Source organism: Ensifer sp. ENS10 (assembly GCF_014852025.1).
In the GTDB taxonomy this organism is placed as follows: Bacteria; Pseudomonadota; Alphaproteobacteria; order Rhizobiales; family Rhizobiaceae; genus Ensifer.
Genome location: NZ_JACVAS010000002.1, coordinates 569,914 through 589,815 on the forward strand (window position 1 = coordinate 569,914; position 19,902 = coordinate 589,815).

At 63.2% G+C, this 19,902-nt stretch carries 18 protein-coding genes and 1 pseudogene; 6 read left to right on the forward strand and 13 right to left on the reverse strand.

The features are described 5' to 3' along the window. Window positions 1-94: 94 nt before the first annotated feature. The 3 genes from IB265_RS36660 (at window position 95) to IB265_RS09745 (ending at window position 2,131) form a co-directional block, all read left to right on the forward strand. Window positions 95-499, forward strand: a complete 405-nt coding sequence (locus IB265_RS36660) for an antitoxin Xre-like helix-turn-helix domain-containing protein (protein ID WP_057253848.1) — start codon at window positions 95-97, stop codon at window positions 497-499. Then, entirely contained in the window at window positions 496-1,185 is a 690-nt protein-coding gene (locus tag IB265_RS09740; protein WP_057253846.1) for an RES family NAD+ phosphorylase, read from the forward strand. The genes IB265_RS36660 and IB265_RS09740 overlap by 4 nt, the downstream gene beginning before the upstream one ends. A gap of 499 nt (window positions 1,186-1,684) precedes the next feature. Continuing rightward, window positions 1,685-2,131 (forward strand): GNAT family N-acetyltransferase, encoded by a 447-nt coding sequence (locus IB265_RS09745; protein ID WP_057253844.1) that lies wholly within the window; start codon window positions 1,685-1,687, stop codon window positions 2,129-2,131. Window positions 2,132-2,202: 71 nt separating this feature from the next. Here IB265_RS09745 and IB265_RS09750 read toward each other — a convergent pair whose 3' ends face one another. Further along, window positions 2,203-3,399: a TCR/Tet family MFS transporter gene (locus tag IB265_RS09750; RefSeq protein WP_057253842.1), complete on the reverse strand. Its 1,197-nt coding sequence runs from the start codon at window positions 3,397-3,399 to the stop codon at window positions 2,203-2,205. Between the two features lie 467 nt (window positions 3,400-3,866). On the opposite strand from IB265_RS09750, the gene IB265_RS09755 reads away from it, so the two are divergent. Further along, a complete protein-coding gene (locus tag IB265_RS09755) occupies window positions 3,867-4,385 on the forward strand; it encodes a GNAT family N-acetyltransferase (protein ID WP_057253840.1) in 519 nt (172 codons plus the stop codon). Window positions 4,386-4,454: 69 nt separating this feature from the next. On the opposite strand, the gene IB265_RS09760 is transcribed toward IB265_RS09755, so the two are convergent. The 3 genes from IB265_RS09760 to IB265_RS09770 form a co-directional block, all read right to left on the reverse strand. Further along, the gene (locus IB265_RS09760; protein ID WP_162261324.1) at window positions 4,455-5,987 is read right to left on the reverse strand and encodes a sensor histidine kinase; all 1,533 of its coding nucleotides are present in this window, start codon (window positions 5,985-5,987) and stop codon (window positions 4,455-4,457) included. Between the two features lie 218 nt (window positions 5,988-6,205). Next, window positions 6,206-6,973: an adenylate/guanylate cyclase domain-containing protein gene (locus IB265_RS09765; protein WP_057253836.1), complete on the reverse strand. Its 768-nt coding sequence runs from the start codon at window positions 6,971-6,973 to the stop codon at window positions 6,206-6,208. A 112-nt stretch (window positions 6,974-7,085) separates the two neighbouring features. Further along, window positions 7,086-7,973, reverse strand: coding sequence for a LysR family transcriptional regulator (locus IB265_RS09770; RefSeq protein ID WP_057253834.1), 888 nt, complete (start codon window positions 7,971-7,973; stop codon window positions 7,086-7,088). A 125-nt stretch (window positions 7,974-8,098) separates the two neighbouring features. On the opposite strand from IB265_RS09770, the gene IB265_RS09775 reads away from it, so the two are divergent. Beyond that, a complete protein-coding gene (locus IB265_RS09775; protein ID WP_057253833.1) occupies window positions 8,099-8,455 on the forward strand; it encodes an antibiotic biosynthesis monooxygenase in 357 nt (118 codons plus the stop codon). 181 nt (window positions 8,456-8,636) lie between these two features. On the opposite strand, the gene IB265_RS09780 is transcribed toward IB265_RS09775, so the two are convergent. Next, window positions 8,637-10,076, reverse strand: coding sequence for a DUF1254 domain-containing protein (locus IB265_RS09780; RefSeq protein ID WP_057253831.1), 1,440 nt, complete (start codon window positions 10,074-10,076; stop codon window positions 8,637-8,639). A 407-nt stretch (window positions 10,077-10,483) separates the two neighbouring features. Between IB265_RS09780 and IB265_RS09785 the strand changes: the two are divergent. Beyond that, window positions 10,484-12,422 (forward strand): annotated as a pseudogene (locus IB265_RS09785) (GTP-binding protein). Window positions 12,423-12,662: 240 nt separating this feature from the next. Here IB265_RS09785 and IB265_RS09790 read toward each other — a convergent pair. The 8 genes from IB265_RS09790 to napE form a co-directional block, all read right to left on the reverse strand. Continuing rightward, complete coding sequence (locus tag IB265_RS09790) at window positions 12,663-13,511, reverse strand: hypothetical protein (RefSeq protein ID WP_057253830.1); 849 nt, start codon at window positions 13,509-13,511, stop codon at window positions 12,663-12,665. A 474-nt stretch (window positions 13,512-13,985) separates the two neighbouring features. Then, entirely contained in the window at window positions 13,986-14,408 is a 423-nt protein-coding gene (locus IB265_RS09795) for a YciI family protein (RefSeq protein WP_057253827.1), read from the reverse strand. Between the two features lie 570 nt (window positions 14,409-14,978). Then, window positions 14,979-15,677 (reverse strand): NapC/NirT family cytochrome c, encoded by a 699-nt coding sequence (locus IB265_RS09800; protein WP_057253825.1) that lies wholly within the window; start codon window positions 15,675-15,677, stop codon window positions 14,979-14,981. 4 nt (window positions 15,678-15,681) lie between these two features. Next, a complete protein-coding gene (locus IB265_RS09805) occupies window positions 15,682-16,137 on the reverse strand; it encodes a nitrate reductase cytochrome c-type subunit (protein WP_057253823.1) in 456 nt (151 codons plus the stop codon). 110 nt (window positions 16,138-16,247) lie between these two features. Next, window positions 16,248-18,755 carry a periplasmic nitrate reductase subunit alpha gene (napA, locus tag IB265_RS09810; RefSeq protein ID WP_057253821.1) on the reverse strand — a complete coding sequence of 836 codons (2,508 nt, stop codon included), beginning with the start codon at window positions 18,753-18,755 and terminating at the stop codon, window positions 16,248-16,250. Further along, window positions 18,752-19,036, reverse strand: coding sequence for a chaperone NapD (locus IB265_RS09815; RefSeq protein WP_057253819.1), 285 nt, complete (start codon window positions 19,034-19,036; stop codon window positions 18,752-18,754). Before IB265_RS09815 ends, napA begins: the two co-directional genes overlap by 4 nt. Further along, entirely contained in the window at window positions 19,029-19,535 is a 507-nt protein-coding gene (napF, locus tag IB265_RS09820) for a ferredoxin-type protein NapF (RefSeq protein WP_375293055.1), read from the reverse strand. Before napF ends, IB265_RS09815 begins: the two co-directional genes overlap by 8 nt. A gap of 2 nt (window positions 19,536-19,537) precedes the next feature. After that, window positions 19,538-19,726 carry a periplasmic nitrate reductase, NapE protein gene (gene napE, locus IB265_RS09825; RefSeq protein WP_057253815.1) on the reverse strand — a complete coding sequence of 63 codons (189 nt, stop codon included), beginning with the start codon at window positions 19,724-19,726 and terminating at the stop codon, window positions 19,538-19,540. Between the last annotated feature and the right edge of the window lie 176 nt (window positions 19,727-19,902).

Below are 19,902 nucleotides of genomic sequence, written 5' to 3' on the forward strand. Positions count from 1 at the left end.
CGCACAGCAAACGTCGCCATCGCCCCTTGACTTCTCGCCCAGCATCGCCATTTCATATCATATGATACACGAAGTCGCGGCATAGGAGACAAAAATGGCCAGCGCTCAACCGGCTTTCGCCCCCGATCGGCAAGCGGCCCGGCAGGAAGAGGCGGTTATCGTCAAGGCCGTGGTCAAAGCCTGCGACTTCTGGAACCTCACCAACAGGGAGGCCGCCCAGCTCTTCGACGTGCCGATCGCCACCTGGAACCGCATGAAGGCCGGTGACTTCAAGGGCAGGCTCGACCAGGACAAGCGCATGCGCGCGAGCCTGATCGTCGGCATCTTCAAGGGGCTGCGGCTCTTCTTCAACGGCCCGCTCACCTATCAATGGCCGAAGGCGGTCAATACCGGTCCGCTGTTCAATGGCCACTCGCCCGTCGATCTCATGATCGAGGGCGGCATTCCGGTGATGCTGAAGGTGCGACGCTATCTCGATGGCCTGCGCGGCGGCCTATGATATCAGAGAACGACTTCAACGAGCCGGCGACCGTCCGGCTGATCTCGACCGCCTATATTGACGAGCCCGCCGTCAAGCCGCTGGCCGACGATGACGACGAGATCGATATCCTCAACCGGCTGGAGGCGATCACCTCGGCGCGCCTCAGCCCCCTCGCCCTGCCTGTCGGCGTCGATCCGGCCGAACTGCTGAACGAGACCTTCGGCTACGGCTGGTCGCTGATCAATGCCGCCTTCTGCCATGCGCGCCCGCCGGGCAACCGCTTCAACGGCGAGGAGCGCGGCGCCTGGTATTGCGCCTTCGGCCCGCGCGCGCTTCAAACCTGCCAGGCGGAAATCGTCTATCACCGCACCCGGGCGCTCAGCGAAGCCGGCAGCTTTCACGACATCGGCCGCTACCGCGAACTGATCGCCGGCTTCACCTGCCGCTTTCATGATGCGCGCGGAGAAAAGGGAGCCGCCTATCTCGATCCCGATACCACGGTCGCCTACCCCGCCGGCCAGGCGCTCGCCGCCACCATTCTGGCGGAAGGCGGCAACGGCCTGATCTACCCTTCCGCCCGCGACCCCGAGGGCGAATGCCTCGCCGTCTTCCGCCCCGCCGTCATCCAGAACATCCGCCAGGGCCGCACCATCACCTTTCAATGGTCGGGCGCGCCCGAGCCGCGCATCCTGGACGAAGACTGATCCTCAGGAGCCGGCGGAAGTGCCGAGAGCGGCCCCGCAATGTTCCCGCAATGCAGCCTAACGACAAGGACTCGCCTTTCCGGATTCCCGCGCTAGACTTGCCGGGGGCCGGATTCGGCCTGAACAGAAACAACTTATAAATCAAATTGTTATTGACGCCTTTTCCCGGCGGAACACGCGCCACGCGTCGCGCAAATCTGCCCCTCACCCTCCCCTTTTCCCCGCCTGTGGGGAGAGGGAAACGGTAAGCGTCCCGCCTCGCCGTAGCCGGTTGAAGGCTGCGACCAGACCGTATTGGCCCGACCTGCGAACGCTAGAGATGGACACAGGCAGGCGCCACAGCGTCCCTTCTCCCCGCAGGCGGGGAGAAGGTGCCGGCAGGCGGATGAGGAGCAATCCTCACCGTGCGGATGAGGGGCAATCCTCACCGTGCGGATGAGGGGCGTGCTGCAAACGCCGCGCCGGATACCGGCACCGAGCGTCAAACACGAGGAAACGAATGACGATCACACTTTTGCCAGTCGATGCCGTCGATCCCGACACCATCCGAAAACTGGACGTGCATGAAAACCAGATGGACTTCATCGCCAGCAACGAGGAGTCGCTGCAAGAACTCGCCGAACGCCCCGAATGCGTCGGCTTTGCTGTGATAGCCGAAGGCGCCCCCGTCGGCTTCGCCATGTATGCGCTCGATCCGGATGACGGCAACCACTGGATCTACCGCCTGATGATCGACGCCCGCCACCAGGGCAAGGGCTACGGTGTCAAGGCGCTTGCCGCCCTGCTGGAACATATGGCCGGCATCCCCGAATGCGGCGACATCTATCTCGGCGTCTACCCTGAAAACACCCGCGCCCACGCCCTTTATCACCGCTTCGGTTTCCGCGAGACCGGCATGATGCTCGGCGAGGAGAAGGTGATGCGGCTGGATCGCCCATCGAAATAGCCCCTCGGAGCATCGTCCCGCTCGGCAGCGGATGGGATCATTGCGATCCCATCCACATGCCCCGCGGGGCGTTATGACGCGACTGAGGCCGCCACCGGTTTCGTCAGGCGCAGGCCGAGAACCAGCAGCCCGCCCAGCGCATAAACGACGACGACCGAAAGCCAGATCGCGCCCGGCCATTGCGCGCGAACGACGAAGTAGATGCTCGAGAACGCGAGCGGACTGATGATCGATGCCAGGCTCACGGCCGAGGCCAGCACGCCCTGGAACTGGCCCTGCTGGTTCTCGTCGACCTGCCGGGTCGCGAGCGATTGCAGCGCCGGCACGCCGATGCCGCCGAGCGCAAAGACCGGCATGATCGCGAAGATCATCCAGCCCTCGGTCGCAAAGGCCATGACGGTCAGGGCAACGCAGACGCCGGCGACGCCCACCAGAATGGCGCCGCGCTCGCCGAAGCGTTTTACGGCCGGTCCCGGGAGAACCGCCTGGGCAAACGTCTGGCAGACGCCAAAGGCGCCGAGCGATAGGCCGATCCAGAGCCCGTTCCACTGGAACGTCTCGCTGCCCCAGAGCGCCCAGCAGGTGCCATAGGCCTCGCCCGTGGCGCTGAAGATCAGGAAGAGAAAGACGATCGGCAGCACGCTCTTCACCGAGAACACCCAGCGCAGCGGCCGAAGCGGGTTGAGCGCGGCAAGGTCGATCCTCTCGCGGCTCGGTGCGCGCGACTCCGGCAGCACGAAGTACGCCAGAGCCAAATTGCAGCCGTTCAGGACCGCCGCGGCGACGAAGGGCAAACGCAGCCAGTGGTCGCCGAGCACGCCGCCGAGAACCGGGCCGATGATGAAGCCGATGCCGAACATGGCGTTGAACAGGCCGAAGCGCTGCGCACGCTTGTCCTCGGGCGTGATGTCGGTGAGGTAGGCGGTTGCGACCGACATGTTGGCGCTCGTCAGCCCGGCGATCGCACGGCCCGCAAAGAGCATCCAGAGATTGGGCGCAAAGGCGAGGAACAGATAGTTGACCGCAGCACCCGCGAGCGAGATCAAGAGCACGGGCCGGCGGCCCAGCCGATCGCTGAGCGCACCCAGCACCGGCGCGCAGATGAACTGCATGACCGCGTAGAGCGCGGTCATCGTGCCGATATAGGGCGCCACGTTGTCGGCATGGATCACGTCCTTCAGCAGCGAAGGCAGGATGGGAAAGATGAGGCCGATGCCCACGGCATCGAGCACAATGGCAGTAAAAATGACGATGAGGGATTTCTTCATGATGCGTTCCGATCAACGCAAGCACGCCCACGCCAAGAGGCGCCGATGCCTTGCGATTGGGTGACCTGACGATGCAGGCGATAGGTTTTGGGAAACGCTGGCCGATCCGTGCTCAAACGGCAGGGATGGCGTGTGCTTGACTGCCTGGACGTGGATTCGTCCACCTGTTTACTCCGCCACTGAGCGGATCAAGGGAAGCAGTCGCTTTTCGCGATGGCATGCAATTAACACCGGATGGCGGGACGCGGCAAGCCCCACGTTTTTGCGGAAGCAGAAGCGCGCCGCGCTCAGCACCGGCAAATGGTCAACAGGGCCTTTTTCGACTACAGTTGCGGCAGAAACCACGACATTCGTCAGAGCGGACAAGTCCTTGAGCCCGGCCCGACTGTGGCCTCCCTTTCGGTGGCCGCGGAACTCGGGACGGAGCGCCCGCTTTCCGATGCAGAATTCGTGAGTGGAGCGCAGCGATGGAACAGAACTCCGAGATCGGCCCGGCCGAAGCTGACGACTTTCCTGCCATTCGATCCTTGTGCAACGGCTTCCTCGACTGGTGCCGATCGCGCTATGGCGAAAACGCCTGGTTCGTCGACCGGTACTACACGCCGGAACAATGGGCCGCACTCCTGGACAGCCTGCCGAAAATCCATTCGGCTCCAGATGGGGAGATTCTTGTTGCCCGCCTGAACGGAAAGGTGGTCGGCTGTGTGATGATGCAGCGGATCGACGAACGTACATGCGAGATGAAGCGAATGTTCATCAGCCCGGAGGGCCGAGGCTTGGGGCTGGGCCGCCGTCTCGCCGAGGCCCTCGTGCGCGTGGCTGCCGAGCGGGGCTATGCCGCCATGCGGCTGGATACCGGCCGCAACCACGATGAGGCGTTGAGCCTCTACCGCTCCCTGGGATTCCAGGAGATCGCACCCTACTACAAAGCACCTCCCGAACTGCGCAACCATCTCATCTTCATGGAAGCCCCTCTGGCCGGGTAGTCGCGTCCCCCCTCGCGATGTGTCTTCGCAGTGGCAGAGCAAGGTTGCAGAACAGTGTCGAAGCCTGCCTCATCGAGCCATGTTGAGCTCGGAGACCGGCATGGAGATGGTGCAGCGCAGGCCATTCGGCCCAAGGGCGAAGCTCGTTCTCGCCTCAAGCTGGTAGGGCAGCGCCCGCTCGATCAGTTCGCGCCCGTGCCCGATGCCCTCGCCGGCACCGGTTGCCGGCGGCATGCGCACGCCGCTTTCGTGCCAGTCGATGTGAAGCCAGAGCTTTTGATCCTGCCCGGCCTCGACATGCCAGCGAACGGAAAGTGCTGCACCGGCCTGACCCAAGGCACCGTACTTGACGGCATTGTTGGCCAGTTCATGAAGGGCCATGGTCAGCGTTTGCACCGTCGACGAACGCAGCTTCACGCCGCTGGGACCGTCCAGCCGCACACGCCCCATATCCGCATCCACCGCCGCCAGTTCTGCCCGGAGCAGCTCATCGAAGGTGACCCGCTGCTGGTTGGCCAGGCGCGACAACAGGCCCTGGACCCTGGCCAGCGCCGACAGGCGGCTGCGAAAATGCGCGCTGAAATCCGGCAGGTCCTTGGCTCTGCGGGCGGTGGTTTCGGCAACGGCCCGGACAACCGCCATGAGGTTTCGGGTGCGATGCTGCAGCTCGGCAACCAGCGCCTTCTGGCGGTCTTCCCATTGCCGCCGCTCGGTGGTGTCGGTCATCGCGCCCACCATGCGGATCGCCTGCCCGCCTTGATCGTAGAAGAAACGGCCGCGGCCGTGCAGCCAGCGAACGGCGCCATTCGGATGCAGGGTGCGAAACTCCGTGACGAACTCTGTGCGGGCCTCCCGCGCGTGCTGCAGCAAGGCCTCGGTCTCCGCCCGGTCATCCGGGTGGATGCGCGCGGACCAGTTTTCATAGCTGGGCGTCACCTCGTCCACCCCGTAACCCAGCATGCGAAAATACTCGTCGCTCCAATGCACCTCTCCGGTTAGGACATTCCAGTCCCAGAGCCCCAGACCGCCGACCTCCACCGCCGTCCGCAACCGTTCCTCGCTCGCCCGAAGCGCCGTCTCCGTCTTCTCGCGCTCGATCAGGTCGGCCGCCTGTCGTGCCAGCACGTCGAGGAGACGCAGTTCCCGCTCCTTCGGTCGGTGCACATGCGCCCAATGGGTCGACAACATCCCGATGAGCGTTCCGACGCGGGAATGGAGCGGCGTGGTCTGCACGGCGCGTATCCCGCTCTGCCGGTAATGGGCCAGATCCGCCGTACCCTGCATGAACGCAGCGGTTTCGACATCCGAAACGACGACGCGCCGCCCGGTGCGCAGGGCGAGCGCGCAGGTGGAAGCCCGGTCCATGCTGACCCAATGCCAGAATTGCGCGGCCTCGTCGCTGAAGCCGCGATGGGAAAGCAGGCGTAGCTCTCCAGCGGCGCCCCGGTCGGCATCCAGCATCTGCAGGCTGGCGAATTGCGAGCGCATGATGGCGGCCGCACCATCCAAAATGGTCTCGTAGACGGCCTGCGGTCGCCCGTCCTTGATCAGTTCGAGGCTGATGGCCTGCAGCCGCTCGCTGTCTTCCAGCTCGGCCTTCATCTGTTCCGGGCCTTGATGGTGTGCAATGGTCATCGAGGCGCTCCCTTCCCGACGAGACACCCAAGGGCGCAGCGGCAGCGGCACAAAGGACGTTGTCGCGCAAATCCGCGCCAACTGCTGGCAGCTTGCTCCGGGCCCACCCCTATCGCCTCAGTGTAATCTCCCTCTACACACCATTTCGGCGAGTGGGCTCCCTCCAGTTGCAACGGTGCGCCGGATCAGTGCGCCGCCAGCACCCGCGCCTCCACCGGTTGGTCGATGCCCTTGAGGACAAGCAGCCGGGTTCCGGCGCCCATCGTGAGCGCTGCCGCCTCGGCGGCGGTCTCGGGTGAGATCAGGATCTCGCCCGCCTCGGCCTGGGATTCGAGCCTTGAGGCCAGGTTGACCGTGCCGCCGATCGCGGTGAAATCGCTGCGGAAGCTCGAGAACTCGCCGATCTCGACCTCGCCCGAGTGGATGCCGACACCGACGCCGAGCGTCTCTCCCTTGAGGTCGTCGAACTGCAGGCTGCCAAGTGCCGCCGCGCAGAGCCGCTGGATGTCCCTCCCGGCCCGGATCGCGGCTTCCGCGTGATCCTTCCTGATAATGGGAAAATTGAAGATCGCCATCAGCCCGTCGCCCATCTGCTTGTTGACGATGCCGTCATGCGCCCAGATCGCCTGGGCGCAGCGGTCCTGAAACAGGCTGACGATTTCGCTGAGCCGGATGCGCTCGATGCGCTCGGACAAATGGGTGAAGCCGCGGATGTCGGCAAAAAGAATGGTCGCGCTTGCCGCAACGTGACTCTGCTTCTTGACGTAACGGAAGGAGCGTTCGCAGATCGTGCAGATGTTCGGGTTCATCTTGCTGCGGGTGATGCCGAAGGCACGAAACGGCAGCGCCAGCGGCCCGCGAATGGGGATCGGCATGTGCATCTGGTCCCAGCATCCGCGGCAGATCCTGGCGTCGCCGCGATTGGCCGGCTGCATGGTAGAGGCTTCGGTCATGGTCTGCATCTCCGGCTCACATGGCCAAAGGGGCGTAGACGGAGCTTCTGCCATTTGTCGCGCTTTAGCAACGGCTGGAATAACACAAGGCGCCTGCCGTGCGGCCCGGCCGTCACTCGGCAAACAGGTTCGCGGCCATGAAGTCGACGAAGGCACGGACCTTTGGCGAGAGATATCGATTGGTCGGCCACAGCACGCGGAATGTGCCCGTTTCGCGAAGGCAATCCTCCAGCAGCGATACCAGCTTGCCTTCCGCCAGTTCCGACGACACGGCGAACGGGGGCAGACAGGTGATGCCGAAGGATCGCTCCGCCAGGAAGATCAGGGGCTCGAGTGTGCTCGCAACCGTGGTCACGGGCAGATCGAGCTTGACCTCGTGCCCGTGACGAAAGAGCGGCCAGGGTTCGAGGCGGCCGGAGTTCGCGTACCGGTGATGGAGGCAGCGATGCCCGAGCAGGTCTTCCGGCACCTTCGGCCGACCGTGCGCGGCGAGATACTCCGGAGCCGCGACGATCCTGTGCCGGAACGTCCCGAGCTTGCGGCTCATGAGCCGCGTATCCTTGACCTCGCCTGTTCGGATGACGGCATCGAAGCCCTCCTCGATGACGTCGACCAGCCGATCGGTGAAATCGAGGTCGAGGTTGATCAATGGGTAGGCTCGCATGAAATCCGATATGGTCGGCATCAGGAGCATGCCGGCCAAGGGCAGGCTGACACGAAGCTGGCCGCGCGGTGTCGCGTGCGACCGCGACAGCTGCGCCTGGGCTGCCTCGAATTCGGATTGGATGCGGCGACAGGTATCGAGAAAGAAGCTCCCGTCCTCGGTCAGCGCCATGCTTCTCGTCGACCGATTGAAGAGACGCACGCCCATCTCGTCTTCGAGCCGCGCGATGGCCTTGCCGACCGCAGAACCCGAAAGGCCGAGCCGATGGCCGGCGGCCACGAAGCTGCCTGCCTCTGCGACCTGAATGAAAATGCTGAGCGTTCCGAGCTTGTCCATCGTCTGCCGATTGCGGAATTAATTTCCGAAGTGATGAGAATACCCGCTCGTTTATCCGCTATTTCTCCGTCGATATCCAGATGTCGTCGCGGTCGATGCGCTGCGACGTTCAAATGGAGAGCCCCATGAATACGAGCCTTACCCCCACTTTCTCAGCTTCCCCCGCTCCGACGACCTTTGTCGTCAACGTCATCCACGCTCACCCCGGCAAGCAGGAGGAAGCCTTCGCGATTATCCAGGACGTCGTGCACTACGTCGCCGAACGGAAGGAAGGCTTTTTGTGGAGCACCTTGGCGAAGAGCACGGACGGACAGACGGTCGTCAATGTCGAGGCAATCCAGGGAACCGGAAATGTCGGTGAGTTCTTCTCCGACCCGGTGTTCGTGGAGAAGTTCCGGAAGCTGGACGAGGTCTCCCGGAGCGAGTTTCACACCTACTCGGTCGGCGATCTCGTCCTGCCGAAGCGCGTATCCGTGGCCTGATCGCTGCTGCATGTTTCCCTTAGCCGTACCCGGTTAAAGGACAAAAACATGCAGCAATTCAAAGTGCTACAGCGACCTTTGCGCGTCTGACAAGACGCGCGGCGCTACTGCATGTTTCCTTTAATCGTACCCGATTAAAGGACAAAAACATGCAGCAATTCAAAGTGCTATAGCGCCTCTATCATCCCGCCTTCTTCACCGGCGGGATGACCCATGAGCCATCGAGAATGGACGGCGGGCTGTCGTCGGGCCAGTAGAGCCGCATCATCAGGATGAACTTGCCCTTCGGCGCGGGCAGCCAGTTGTTCTCCTTGTCAGCTCCGGGCGTTTCGTTCTGGATGTAGATCTCCGTCGACCCGTCGGCATTGGCCTTGGGGCTGACGCGTGCGCTGATCGAATAGCGATTGAGCGGATTGTCGACGAAGAAATAGTCCTCGTCATACATGGTGATCGACCAGAAACCGCGCACCGGCGGCAATTGCCCCTTCGGGAAGGTGATGACGTATTTGTTGGCGCCATGGTAGGCGCGGGAGAAAAGGCCGTCCTTGGATTTCAGCGACGTCGGATAGATCGCATCCTGAGGACGATTGGCGCCGAGACCGATCGCCGTGATCAGTGCACGCTGCAGGTAGCCCGTGCCGTAAATGCCGGTCTTGGTGGTAAAGCCCCAGCCATTGATGTCCTGGACGTCGCCATCGCTGAACTTGAAATGCAGCATGATGCGATGGAACGCCATGGCGGGAATGCGCGAGATGAAAGCGGCATCCAGCTTGCTCTTGTCGAAATCCTTGCCGGGCACGATGCCGATCTCGGCGAACTTGGCGACCGCTTCCGCATCCGCAGCCGTCGGCGGATTGGTCTTCATCAGTTCGCAGAGCAATGTGAAGTACTCGACCGCGTCCATGCGGTTGACCTGTTCGCGCACCGCCGTCTTCATGTCGATGGTCGGGTCGATCTTGCCCGCCGGTGGCGTCCAGTCCTTGCCATAGGCGCTGAGCGGCGAGAGCTTGCACTGATCCTGCAGCGCGTGAACCGCCGCATAGTCCTCGGGCGAGCCATCGCAATAGATGCGACCGAGGATCCAGACGACGCTCGTTGCCGACTTGTATTCGGTCACGCCGTCGGGAATGGTGCCCTGCCAGCCGGGCCCGGTGATCGCGTAGGACTGCGCCCCGTTGCCGGTCGTCCGCTTGCCCGGCACCTGAAACACCGTCGTCCAGCCGTCGAGCATCGGGAACAGGAAGTAGCGATCCTTCATGTCCGGGATCGACAGCACCCAGGGCTCCTTGCTGACGTCGACGAAGGCCGTCGTATAAAGCGTATCGGCGTTCGGCGCGGTCACGTCCTTGAAGGAAGCGTTCGGATACTCCCTAAGCTTGATGATATGCCCCATCGGCCCCTTGCTGCCCTCAGGCTGTGCCACATTGGTGACGACGCGGCGGGTCATTTCCGTCGTCACCAGCGGATAGCCGTAGATATAGGCTTCCACCGCCAACCAGAATTCGTCAGCCGCCTCGACCGGATCGATCAGCGGAGATTCCAGAGCATTCGCAGGTAAAGTTGAAACCGTTGCGAGCAGGCCAGCGCCTCCCAAAGCGACGGCACGGCGTGTCATGTCCATATTCGCCTCCCTCTTGCCCTCATGGCGACGAGAGGTTAGCACATACTAAATAATGCTACTAGGCATTGTATTTCGCGACATGTGCACCGGGTTTGCGGTGCGCAGAGTGCTCGATGAGCTGAAGCGAAGCCTTCGTTGGGGGCTACCGCTTTCAAGTGTACAGGCCGCGTCCGAGCCCGACGTCATGCCTGGTGCCTCCGTCCTCCACGCCCCCTCGCAAATCTGCAACACCAATTCAGAGTTGGCCGGCAGCGCTTGACGCCTGCAGCCGCGCGTCATTAGATTCGACGCGTACTCCTCGCCGATTAAAGGGCGCGGTACCGGAAAGAAGCCGAAGCTGGAGGTCCCAATGCACCGAGTCACTTCTCAAGAAACCCAGATCCGAATTTTTGAGAAGCTGATGGATTATGCGCACATTGAATCTGGGCATCCTCGCCCATGTAGATGCAGGAAAGACTAGCCTTACCGGAACGACTGCTTTTTGATACCGGCGCGATCGACAAGCTCGGCAGCGTCGATAGCGGCAACACCCAGACCGACAGCCTTGAACTGGAACGACAGCGCGGCATAACGATTGCCGCCTCCGTCGTGTCGTTCAACCTTGGCGACCTGGTCGTCAACCTTATCGACACCCCCGGACACCCGGATTTCATCGCCGAAGTCGAGCGGGTGCTGCAAACACTCGATGCCGCCGTGGTGGTCGTCTCGGCGGTGGAAGGCGTGCAGGCGCAGACGCGCGTGCTGGTGCGCGCCTTGCGTCGGCTTGGCGTCCCTTTCCTGTTCTTCGTCAACAAGATCGACCGCCTCGGGGCGCGTCCCGCCGAGGTCATCGACGAGATCGCTAGCCAGCTCGCGGTCCGCCCTGTCGCGATGTCGGTGGCGATCGACGCCGGCAGCCGGAACGCGAGAGCGGAGGCAATCGACTTTGAAGAGGAGCCATATTTCTCCGCGCTCTCAGAAGCGCTTGCCGCCAACGACGAGACCTTGCTCGACGACTATGTGCTGGCGCCCGAGCGCCTGACCGTCGAGCGGCTGAGGACGGCGCTCGCCGCGCAGCTTGCCGCCGGCCTTCTGCATCCGGTCTATTGCGGCATCGCCATGACCGGCGTCGGTGTGAAGGACCTGATCGCCGCGATCGAGACGCTTCTGCCGAGCAAGCAGCCGGCGTCGGATGCGCCGGTCGCGGGCAGGATCTTCAAGATCGAGCGCGGCTGGGGCGGTGAAAAACTCGCCTTCCTCAACCTGACGTCGGGCACGGTGGTTGCGCGCGACTATCTCGCCCTTCCCGCCGGTGCGGCGAAGGTCACGAGCATCCAGCTCTTCGATCAGGGCCGCTTGCAAAAGGTCGATCAGTTCACGGCCGGCCGCATTGCCAAGATCGGTGGGCTCGCCCAGCCCCGCATCGGCGATCAGGTCGGGACCGGCACAAGCACCTCCGGCGGGTTTCACTTCGCGCCGCCGACGCTCGAAACCCTCGTGCGGCCGACGCGCCCCTCTGACAACACGGCGCTGTGGCTTGCCCTGCAGCAGCTGGCCGAACAGGACCCGTTCATCAACCTGCGCACCAACGACGATGCCAGCGAAATGTTCGTCTCGCTCTATGGTGAGGTGCAGAAAGAGGTGATTGAGGCCACCCTGTCCGTCGATTTCGGCCTCGGCGTCATCTTTGAGGAAAGCACCGTCATCCGCGTCGAAAGACCAGTCGGAACCGGAAGCGGCATCGAGATCATCTTCCGGGAGCCGAACCCTTTCCTTGCCACGGTCGGGCTCAGGATCGAACCGCGGCCGGCAGCAGCGGGCAACAGCTTCGCGCTGGAAGTCGACGTGGGCCAGATGCCGGCGAGCTTTTACAGGGCCGTCGAGGAGGCCGTTACAGAGACGCTGAAGGCAGGCCTCTTCGGCTGGCAGGTGATCGATTGCCACGTCGCCATGACGGCTGCGCGCCAGACATCGCCCGCCAGCACCGCCGTCGATTTTCGCAGGTTGACGCCCCTGGTCCTCGCCGCGGCGCTATCATCCGCCGGCACGGTCGTCTGCGAGCCGATCGACCGCTTCCACCTCGAAGCGCCCGCATCGACCTTGACGGCCATCCATGCGCTCCTCGCAAAGTCTGGCGCATCGACGACGGATGCGGTGATCGATGGCGGTATCGCCAGGCTGACGGGGATCGTGCCATCGGTAATCGTCCAGAGCGTCCAGCGACAATTGCCGGGGCTCACGAGCGGAGCCGGCGTGCTTGAAAGCACGTTCGATCACTACGCGCCGATCTCAGGCGCGCAGCCGTCCCACCCCCGATTGGGCAGCAACCCCTTCGATCGGGCCGATTATCTGAGGAGCTTGCGGTGAGGCTCGAAGGACCCGTTTGCCCGGCGAATAATGCGGAGGTTTCGCTTTCCCCGCTTGGCGCGGGGAAGCGTTGGGGTTGAGCGGCAAGGCCACCCTGAACATGACTTCAAAGGCATGGCTTCGAGGGCCCCCTTTGTCGCTGCGCCCACAAGCTCGCTCGGATGAAGGTCGTTTTATCCGAGCGGCGGCTGCCCCGGATGCCGTAGCAGCAATGGATACCCAAGACTGCGAAACAGCCGATCAGAACGACAGGCGGTTGTTGGACCAGACCGGGCCGAGGCGCTCTTCTTCCTTAAGCGTCGCGGAACCGTAGGAGAAGCGCAGGCCCCCGAAGATGGTGCTGGTGTCACCGGAGACCGATGCGCTCAGCCCCGACAGCTCCTCGTTGGTGTATTTGTAGCCGGCAAAGAGCGTGACCGGGAAAGCGTCCAGCCGGTAGTTGGCCGTCAGCTTCAGGCTGCGCAGATCGTAATCCAGGTCGTTTTCGCTCATGCGATGAAGCGAGCCGTCGACGTCGAAGCGCAGGTTGTCGGTCGCGTAAATGCGGGCACCGAGCGAGCCCATATAATGATCGGCGTCGATGTCGTCGAAGTCTTCCACGCTCGCCTGGCCGTAGCCGACCGCGCCATGCAGCGTCCAGGTATCGAGGAAATAGGCCCCTTCGACGCCACCCATGTAATCGTTGAGATCGACGCCAATGCCCGGGTCGAGGCGTGCGCCTTGCACGAAGACGCCGGCCGCATAGAGATCGTTGCGGTAGTAGCCGTGCAGCGCGCCGTCATAGCTGTTGGTATCGACGTCTTCATAGGACGCGCGCGTGTAGCCGAGATCGACCTGCAGGTTCAGGCCGGCACCGGCATCGAAGTTCACGGCGCCGCGCAGGTCCCATGCATCCGTATCGATATCACCGGGTGTATCGACGCCGGCTCCATAGGAGCCCTCGATGTAGCCGACGATGCCGCCGGATGCTTGCTCCACCGGCACTTCATAGGCGTCCTGCGTCCCGACCAGCGGACCGTCGATATCGGCAGCCGCCGCGAGCTGAACGCTTGAAAGAAGAAAAATGACGAAACCGCTCGCCCTGACCATTGCCCCACTCCGGTTAAAACCCCTGAGAACAGGTAAGCAAATATGGTTAATACAATCTCTACGGGAAACCGACCGAGCGGGGACCGCTAACGGCGCCACGGTTCGGACACTGTGGTAGCCGCTCATCCGGCATGCGGGCTGCTTTCTTCCCGCTCACCGCCCAACACTTGCGGCTGCCCCTCATCCGCCCGGTGAGGGCTTGCCCCTCATCCGGCCTGCCGGCCACCTTCTCCCCGCGCGGGGAGAAGGGCACGCGTGGCGCCCGCTCGCCTCGACAACAAGCGCCACAGTTTCACTCCGGGCTAATTGGTTTGCCCCCGACTAAACCCCGTTTGACCCTGACTGCGGCCGCGTTCGAAAACGCCGCGAACCGGGCTCGTCCCCTCTCCCCGCTTGGCAGGGAGAGGGTTAGTCCTCGGGTTAAACCCGAGGAGAGGGGCAAGCCCACCCTTAACCGTCAGCAGAGTGACGTCCCTACTGCTTGGCGATCTTCTCGCGCAGGCGCTCGTCCTGTGCGGCGATCTCGGGCGTCAGTGCGTCGCCGAAATCGGCGGCCTCGAAGACCGGGCGGATTTCGATTTCGCTCGGGCCCGGCATCGGGTTCGGGCAGCGCTTCACCCAGGCGATCGCCTCGTCCATGTCCTTGACCGTCCAGATCCAGAAGCCGGCGACCAGTTCCTTGGTCTCGGCGAAGGGGCCGTCGATGACCAGTCGATTGGGCCCGTCGAAGGCGACGCGGGCGCCCTTGGAGGAAGGATGCAAGCCTTCGCCCGCCTGCATGATGCCGGCATTGACCAGTTCCTCATTGTACTTGCCCATGGCTTCGAGAAGCTCGGTCGTCGGCATCTTGCCCGCTTCGCTGTCCTCGGTCGCCTTTACAAAAACCACTACGCGCATCGTCCAATCTCCTCTGTCACGCCGGTCCCGGTCGTTGCGACCCCTGGGGGTATCGGCGCGGTGAAACCCAGATAGTGAGAGCGGTTTGCGGGCGAAAGGCCCGCGCGGATTTTTTTCCTATCCCGCTCCGGTGGAGGAAGCCAGATTGGCCTCCCTGGCTAAATGACGAACGGGCAACGATGGGTCCGACATCGCTGGCGAAATTTTTCAGGAAAAATGATGATGTGGAGGGAGGCGAACGGAAAGCCAAGGCCAGCCTGTCCATTGCCGCCCGTCCTCGTAGGCTCCGTAGGCTCGGCGGTCGCAGCACCCTCCACCCTCATCTCTGTGCTCGTCACAGAGATCCAGCCGCCGTGCGTCGGCACGGCGGGAGATGGAGTGCCAACACTCGACATTTGGAAGATCTCTCGCGCCGCCGACGCGGCGCGGCTGGATTCCTGTGACAGGCACAGGAATGAGGAGGCCTTGATGGGCGTCCCACTGCCCAATGAACGAACAAGGGCCACGCCGCGCCAGCATGGCCCCTGTCATCGTGCGTTCTCTCCGACCGAAAACCTCGGCCACAGCACCCTACTGCACCTGCTGATGCAGCTCCGCCAGCGCCTGCCTCAGATCGTCGATCGGCGTCTGGTTCGCCATCTTCTTGCCTTCCAGCTCCGGCGGCATCTTCCAGCCGGGGTCGATGCCTTCCATATTGGGCAGCTCATGCGCGATGCCCTTGTGGCAGTCGATGCAGGTGGCCTTGCCCGAGAGCAGATAGCGGGTATGGATCTCGGCCGCCCGCTGCGTCTGCTTCTGCAGGTCCATGGCGACGGAGGAATGGCAGTTGCGGCATTCCAGGCTGTCGTTGGCCTTCATGCGCGCCCATTCGTGCTGCGCCAGCTCCAGCCGTTTTTCGAGGAATTTCGACCTTGTGTTGATGGTGCCGAAGATCTTGCCCCAGACCTCCTTCGACGCCTGCATCTTGCGGGCGATCTTGTCGGTCCACTGGTGCGGCACGTGGCAATCCGGACAGGTGGCGCGCACGCCGGAGCGGTTGGAGAAGTGGATGGTGCGCGTCAGCTCCTGGTAGACGTTGTCGTGCATCTCGTGACAGGAGGTGCAGAACTTCTCGGTGTTGGTGATCTCCAGCGCGGTATTGAAGGCGCCCCAGAACATCACGCCGCCGATGAAGCCGCCGAGCGTGAGGAAGCCCAAGCCCAGCGTGCCGGCCGGCGTCGCCATGATGTGCCAGGCCCAGAGGATAAGTTTCCTGATCCATGCGATCATGATGTCACTCGCTTCCGGCCGGCTTGAAACCCAACTCGCTCATATCCTTGAAAGTGCTCGGCACCAGCGGGCTGGTGTCCGCCTGCGGCACATGGCAGGCCGTGCAGAAATAGCGCCGCGGCGAAACGTCGGCGATCATCTGCCCGTCGCGCGTCATGTAATGGGTGACGCTGATCATCGGCGCGCCCGAATCCTGGGTGAATTCGCGCTTGTGGCAGGAAAGGCAGCGGTTGGCATTGACCGAAAGCTCGTAGCCCTCGATCGAATGCGGGATGACCGGCGGCTGGTCGGGATAGGCGCGCATCTTGCGCTTGTCGTCGACCACCCATTTCGGCAGCGGTGCCGCGGCTTCGGTGGCCATCTGCGGCGTCGGGCCTTCGAGCTGCGGCACCAGCTTTTCCGCAACTTGAGCCACGGCGGCGGTGGTGACGAACACCATCAGCCCGGCGGCCATCGCCATCCAGACGGGCCGCTTCGGGCCAGCAAAGGTGCGAAGCGGACTTGCCTGAGGAACTGCCCCGAAACAAAGAGACAGGACGTTTCCGCAAATCCGCTTCAGCCGAGAAAACCCTAGAGGGTGACGGGAACGATCTTGACCGCGCATTTTTTGAAATCCGTCTGTTTGGAGATGGGATCGGTGGCGTCGAGAGTGACCTTGTTGATGAGCTGGCTCGCGTCGAACCAGGGAACGAAGATGACGCCAGGCGGCATGCGGTTGCGGCCGCGGATATCGACGCGCGAGCGGATTTCGCCGCGCCGCGAGACGATGCGCACTTCCATGCCCTGGTTGATGCCGCGCTTGCGCGCGTCCTCGGCATTCATGAAGACGCGCGCGCCCGGAAACGCCTTGTAGAGTTCCGGCACCCGCATGGTCATCGAGCCCGAGTGCCAGTGTTCGAGCACCCGGCCGGTCACCAGCCAGGTGTCGTACTCCTCGTCGGGGGATTCGGCCGGCGGCTCGTAGGGCACGGCGAGGATGATCGCCTTGCCGTCCTTGTTGCCATAAAACTTCACGCCCTCGCCCGCCTTCACGTAAGGGTCGAAGCCCTCGCGGTAGCGCCACTTCGTCTCCTGGCCGTTGACGACGGGCCAGCGAAGCCCACGCACCTCGTGATAGGTGTCGTAGGGCGCCAGGTCATGGCCGTGGCCGCGGCCGAAGGTGGCATATTCCTCGAACAGGCCCTTCTGGATGTAGAAGCCGAAGTCCTTCGCCTCGTTGTTGTCGTACTCGGCGCTGACGTCGGTGATCGGATAGCGGTCGACCTCGCCGTTCTTGAACAGGACTTCGAACAGCGTCTTGCCGCGATATTCGGGGCTGGCGTCGAGGATTTCCTTCGGCCACACCTCGTCGGTTACGAAGCGCTTGGAGAATTCCACCATCTGCCAGAGATCCGAGCGCGCCTCGCCGGGCGCCTGGACGAGCTGGTGCCAGACATGAGTGCGCCGCTCGGCATTGCCGTAGGCCCCTTCCTTCTCCACCCACATGGCCGCGGGCAGGATCAGGTCGGCGCTCATCGCCGTGATCGTCGGATAGGCATCGGAAACGACGATGAAGTTGTCCGGATTGCGATAGCCCTGCCAGGTCTCGTTGGCGGTATTGGGTCCCGCCTGGACGTTGTTGTTGACCTGCACCCAGTAGAAGTTGAGCTTGCCGTCCTTCAGCATCCGGTCCTGCTGCACGGCGTGATAGCCGGGCTTTTCCGGGATGATGCCGTGCGGGATGCGCCAGATCTCCTCCGCATGCTTGCGGTGCTCGGGATTGGTCACCACCATGTCCGCCGGCAGGCGGTGCGCGAAGGTGCCGACCTCGCGCGCCGTGCCGCAGGCCGAAGGCTGGCCGGTCAGCGAGAACGGGCTGTTGCCGGGCTCGGAGATCTTGCCGGTCAGAAGGTGCAGGTTATAGACCATCTGGTTGGCCCAGACGCCGCGCACATGCTGGTTGAAGCCCATGGTCCAGAGCGACATGACCTTGCGGCTGGGGTCGGCATAGAGCTCGGCAAGCTGCTTCAGGAATTCCGGCTCGACGCCGGTCAGTTCGACGGTCTTTTCCAGCGTGTATTCCGAAACGAATTCCTTGAACGCCTCGAAATCCATCGGCTCGGTCTTGCCCGGGTCCTTGGAGTTGGCGGCATTGACCTCGACCGGATTGTCGGGCCTCAGGCCATAGCCAATGTCGGTGACGCCGCGGGCAAACTTGGTGTGCTTGCTGACGAAGTCCTCGTTGACGCGGCCAGTCTCGATGATGTGGTTGGCGATATAGTTGAGGATCGCCAGATCCGTGCCTGGCTTGAAGACGATCGGGATGTCGGCCAGGTCCATGCTGCGATGGGTGAAGGTCGAAAGCACGGCGACCCGCACATGCGGCTGTCCGAGGCGACGATCGGCGACGCGCGTCCAGAGGATCGGGTGCATCTCCGCCATGTTCGAGCCCCAGAGCACGAAGGCATCGGCGTTCTCGAAATCGTCGTAGCAGCCCATCGGCTCGTCCATGCCGAAGGTGCGCATGAAGGCGACGGCGGCAGAGGCCATGCAGTGGCGGGCATTGGGGTCGAGGTTGTTGGAGCGGAAGCCCGCCCGCATCAGCTTCGTCGCGGCATAGCCCTCGAAGATCGTCCACTGGCCGGAGCCGAACATGCCGACCGCCGTCGGCCCCTTCTCCTTCAGCACCTTCTTCGCCTGCTCGGCCATCACGTTGAAGGCCTCGTCCCAGCTCACCTGCTCGAACTCGCCGTCCTTGGCGTAGGCGCCGCCGCGCTTGCGCAGGAGCGGCGTCGTCAGCCGGTCGTTGCCATACATGATCTTGGAGAGGAAATAGCCCTTGATGCAGTTGAGGCCGCGGTTGACCTCCGCCTGCATGTCGCCGTGGGTGGCGACGACCTGGCCCTCCTTCACCCCCACCATCACGCCGCAGCCCGTGCCGCAGAAGCGGCACGGCGCCTTGGACCATTTGATCTCCAGCGCGTTTACACCGCCCGGCACCGGCTGTGCGGCGGCAGGCAGCGTTATGCCGGCCGTGGCGGCGGCGATGCCGGCTGCGTGGGCTTTCAGAATGTCACGCCGCGTCAGTTGTCCGCTCATGGCTCCTGCCTTTCCTCTTCCATTTCGACATGCTCGAAAACCATGTTGGCCGAGATCACCCCATCAAGCAGCGAGATCTTCGTCAGGCACTCGCCGAGCTGGCCCGTGCTTCTGCCTTCGATGACGACGACGATCTTGCCGCCGCCGTGGCCGTGGATTTCGACGTTTTCCATTCCTTGCAGCGTCTGAAGGATGCTCTCGGTGCTGTCAGGCATCGTGGCGACCACGGCGCTCGAAATGTGATAGGGCGTGCCCGCCTTTGCCGTTGCGGCCTCAGACATGAGCCACCTCCGCTTCCATTGCCTTGACCGCGATCGCGCTGACCGGGCAGCCCGAGAGGCAGGCGCCGCAACCGGTGCATTTGGCCTCGTTGATCTCAGGCAGGAACGGCCCGCCGATGCGCGGGCGAAAGCGGATCGCCTGCTCCGAACAGCTTTCGCCGCAGGACTGGCAGGCGACGTTGCGGCGCGCCAGGCACGTATCGGTGATCGCGGCGACATGGGGGAAGCGCCGCACGTCCTTTGCCTCGAACACCGGCTGAGGACAGGCTTCCTCGCAGGCGCCGCAAAAGGTGCATTCGCCGCGCGAAAAGTCGACGAAGGGGAGACCGTCTGCGAGACGGATTATGCCGGTGGGACATCGTTCCCCGCAGGCGCCGCAGCCGGTGCAGGCCGCAAGGCTTGCCTCCGAAACACCGGGCGGCCGGATGCGGGCGGGCTTTGCGGCGGCGCGGCCGGTAAAGAGTTCACGGCGGGAAAGAGGTTCGATGCCCATGGCCAACCTCAATGTCCCGGAGGACCAGGCGGCCCGAAGATGATCTGCAGCATCCAGACGAGGAAGCCATAGCCGCCGACGATGCCGACGGCGACGATCGGCCAGATGCCGAAGGCGAGCACCAGGAAGGTGAGCAGCTCCGCACGCCGCGAGCGCGGCGGCCTTTCGATCGGCTGTGGCTGAACGAGTTCTGGCATTTCTGCGTCCCCCAACACAATCTAAGGTAAGATGCGCCACCCGAAATAAAAATCAATCCCGTAACCGGCAGATGACAAGAATGTATCCTGTTGCAGAATAGATAGCGAACTGAGCGGGTCATTGATCTGGGTCAAAACAACAGGATTCCAACGGGAAAATCGTCCGAAACTCTCGG

What these genes read in the sequence shown, in the direction of transcription:
- IB265_RS09740 (WP_057253846.1), top strand. Translation starts at nt 496, where the DNA reads ATGATATCAGAGAACGACTTCAACGAGCCGGCGACCGTCCGGCTGATC.
- IB265_RS09780 (WP_057253831.1), bottom strand. Translation starts at nt 10,076, where the DNA reads ATGGACATGACACGCCGTGCCGTCGCTTTGGGAGGCGCTGGCCTGCTC.
- IB265_RS09760 (WP_162261324.1), bottom strand. Translation starts at nt 5,987, where the DNA reads ATGAAGGCCGAGCTGGAAGACAGCGAGCGGCTGCAGGCCATCAGCCTC.
- IB265_RS09770 (WP_057253834.1), bottom strand. Translation starts at nt 7,973, where the DNA reads ATGGACAAGCTCGGAACGCTCAGCATTTTCATTCAGGTCGCAGAGGCA.
- IB265_RS36660 (WP_057253848.1), top strand. Translation starts at nt 95, where the DNA reads ATGGCCAGCGCTCAACCGGCTTTCGCCCCCGATCGGCAAGCGGCCCGG.
- IB265_RS09765 (WP_057253836.1), bottom strand. Translation starts at nt 6,973, where the DNA reads ATGACCGAAGCCTCTACCATGCAGCCGGCCAATCGCGGCGACGCCAGG.
- IB265_RS09815 (WP_057253819.1), bottom strand. Translation starts at nt 19,036, where the DNA reads ATGTCTGAGGCCGCAACGGCAAAGGCGGGCACGCCCTATCACATTTCG.
- IB265_RS09790 (WP_057253830.1), bottom strand. Translation starts at nt 13,511, where the DNA reads ATGGTCAGGGCGAGCGGTTTCGTCATTTTTCTTCTTTCAAGCGTTCAG.
- IB265_RS09750 (WP_057253842.1), bottom strand. Translation starts at nt 3,399, where the DNA reads ATGAAGAAATCCCTCATCGTCATTTTTACTGCCATTGTGCTCGATGCC.
- IB265_RS09805 (WP_057253823.1), bottom strand. Translation starts at nt 16,137, where the DNA reads ATGGCGATGGCCGCCGGGCTGATGGTGTTCGTCACCACCGCCGCCGTG.
- IB265_RS09745 (WP_057253844.1), top strand. Translation starts at nt 1,685, where the DNA reads ATGACGATCACACTTTTGCCAGTCGATGCCGTCGATCCCGACACCATC.
- IB265_RS09800 (WP_057253825.1), bottom strand. Translation starts at nt 15,677, where the DNA reads ATGATCGCATGGATCAGGAAACTTATCCTCTGGGCCTGGCACATCATG.
- IB265_RS09755 (WP_057253840.1), top strand. Translation starts at nt 3,867, where the DNA reads ATGGAACAGAACTCCGAGATCGGCCCGGCCGAAGCTGACGACTTTCCT.
- napE (WP_057253815.1), bottom strand. Translation starts at nt 19,726, where the DNA reads ATGCCAGAACTCGTTCAGCCACAGCCGATCGAAAGGCCGCCGCGCTCG.
- IB265_RS09775 (WP_057253833.1), top strand. Translation starts at nt 8,099, where the DNA reads ATGAATACGAGCCTTACCCCCACTTTCTCAGCTTCCCCCGCTCCGACG.
- IB265_RS09795 (WP_057253827.1), bottom strand. Translation starts at nt 14,408, where the DNA reads ATGCGCGTAGTGGTTTTTGTAAAGGCGACCGAGGACAGCGAAGCGGGC.
- napA (WP_057253821.1), bottom strand. Translation starts at nt 18,755, where the DNA reads ATGAGCGGACAACTGACGCGGCGTGACATTCTGAAAGCCCACGCAGCC.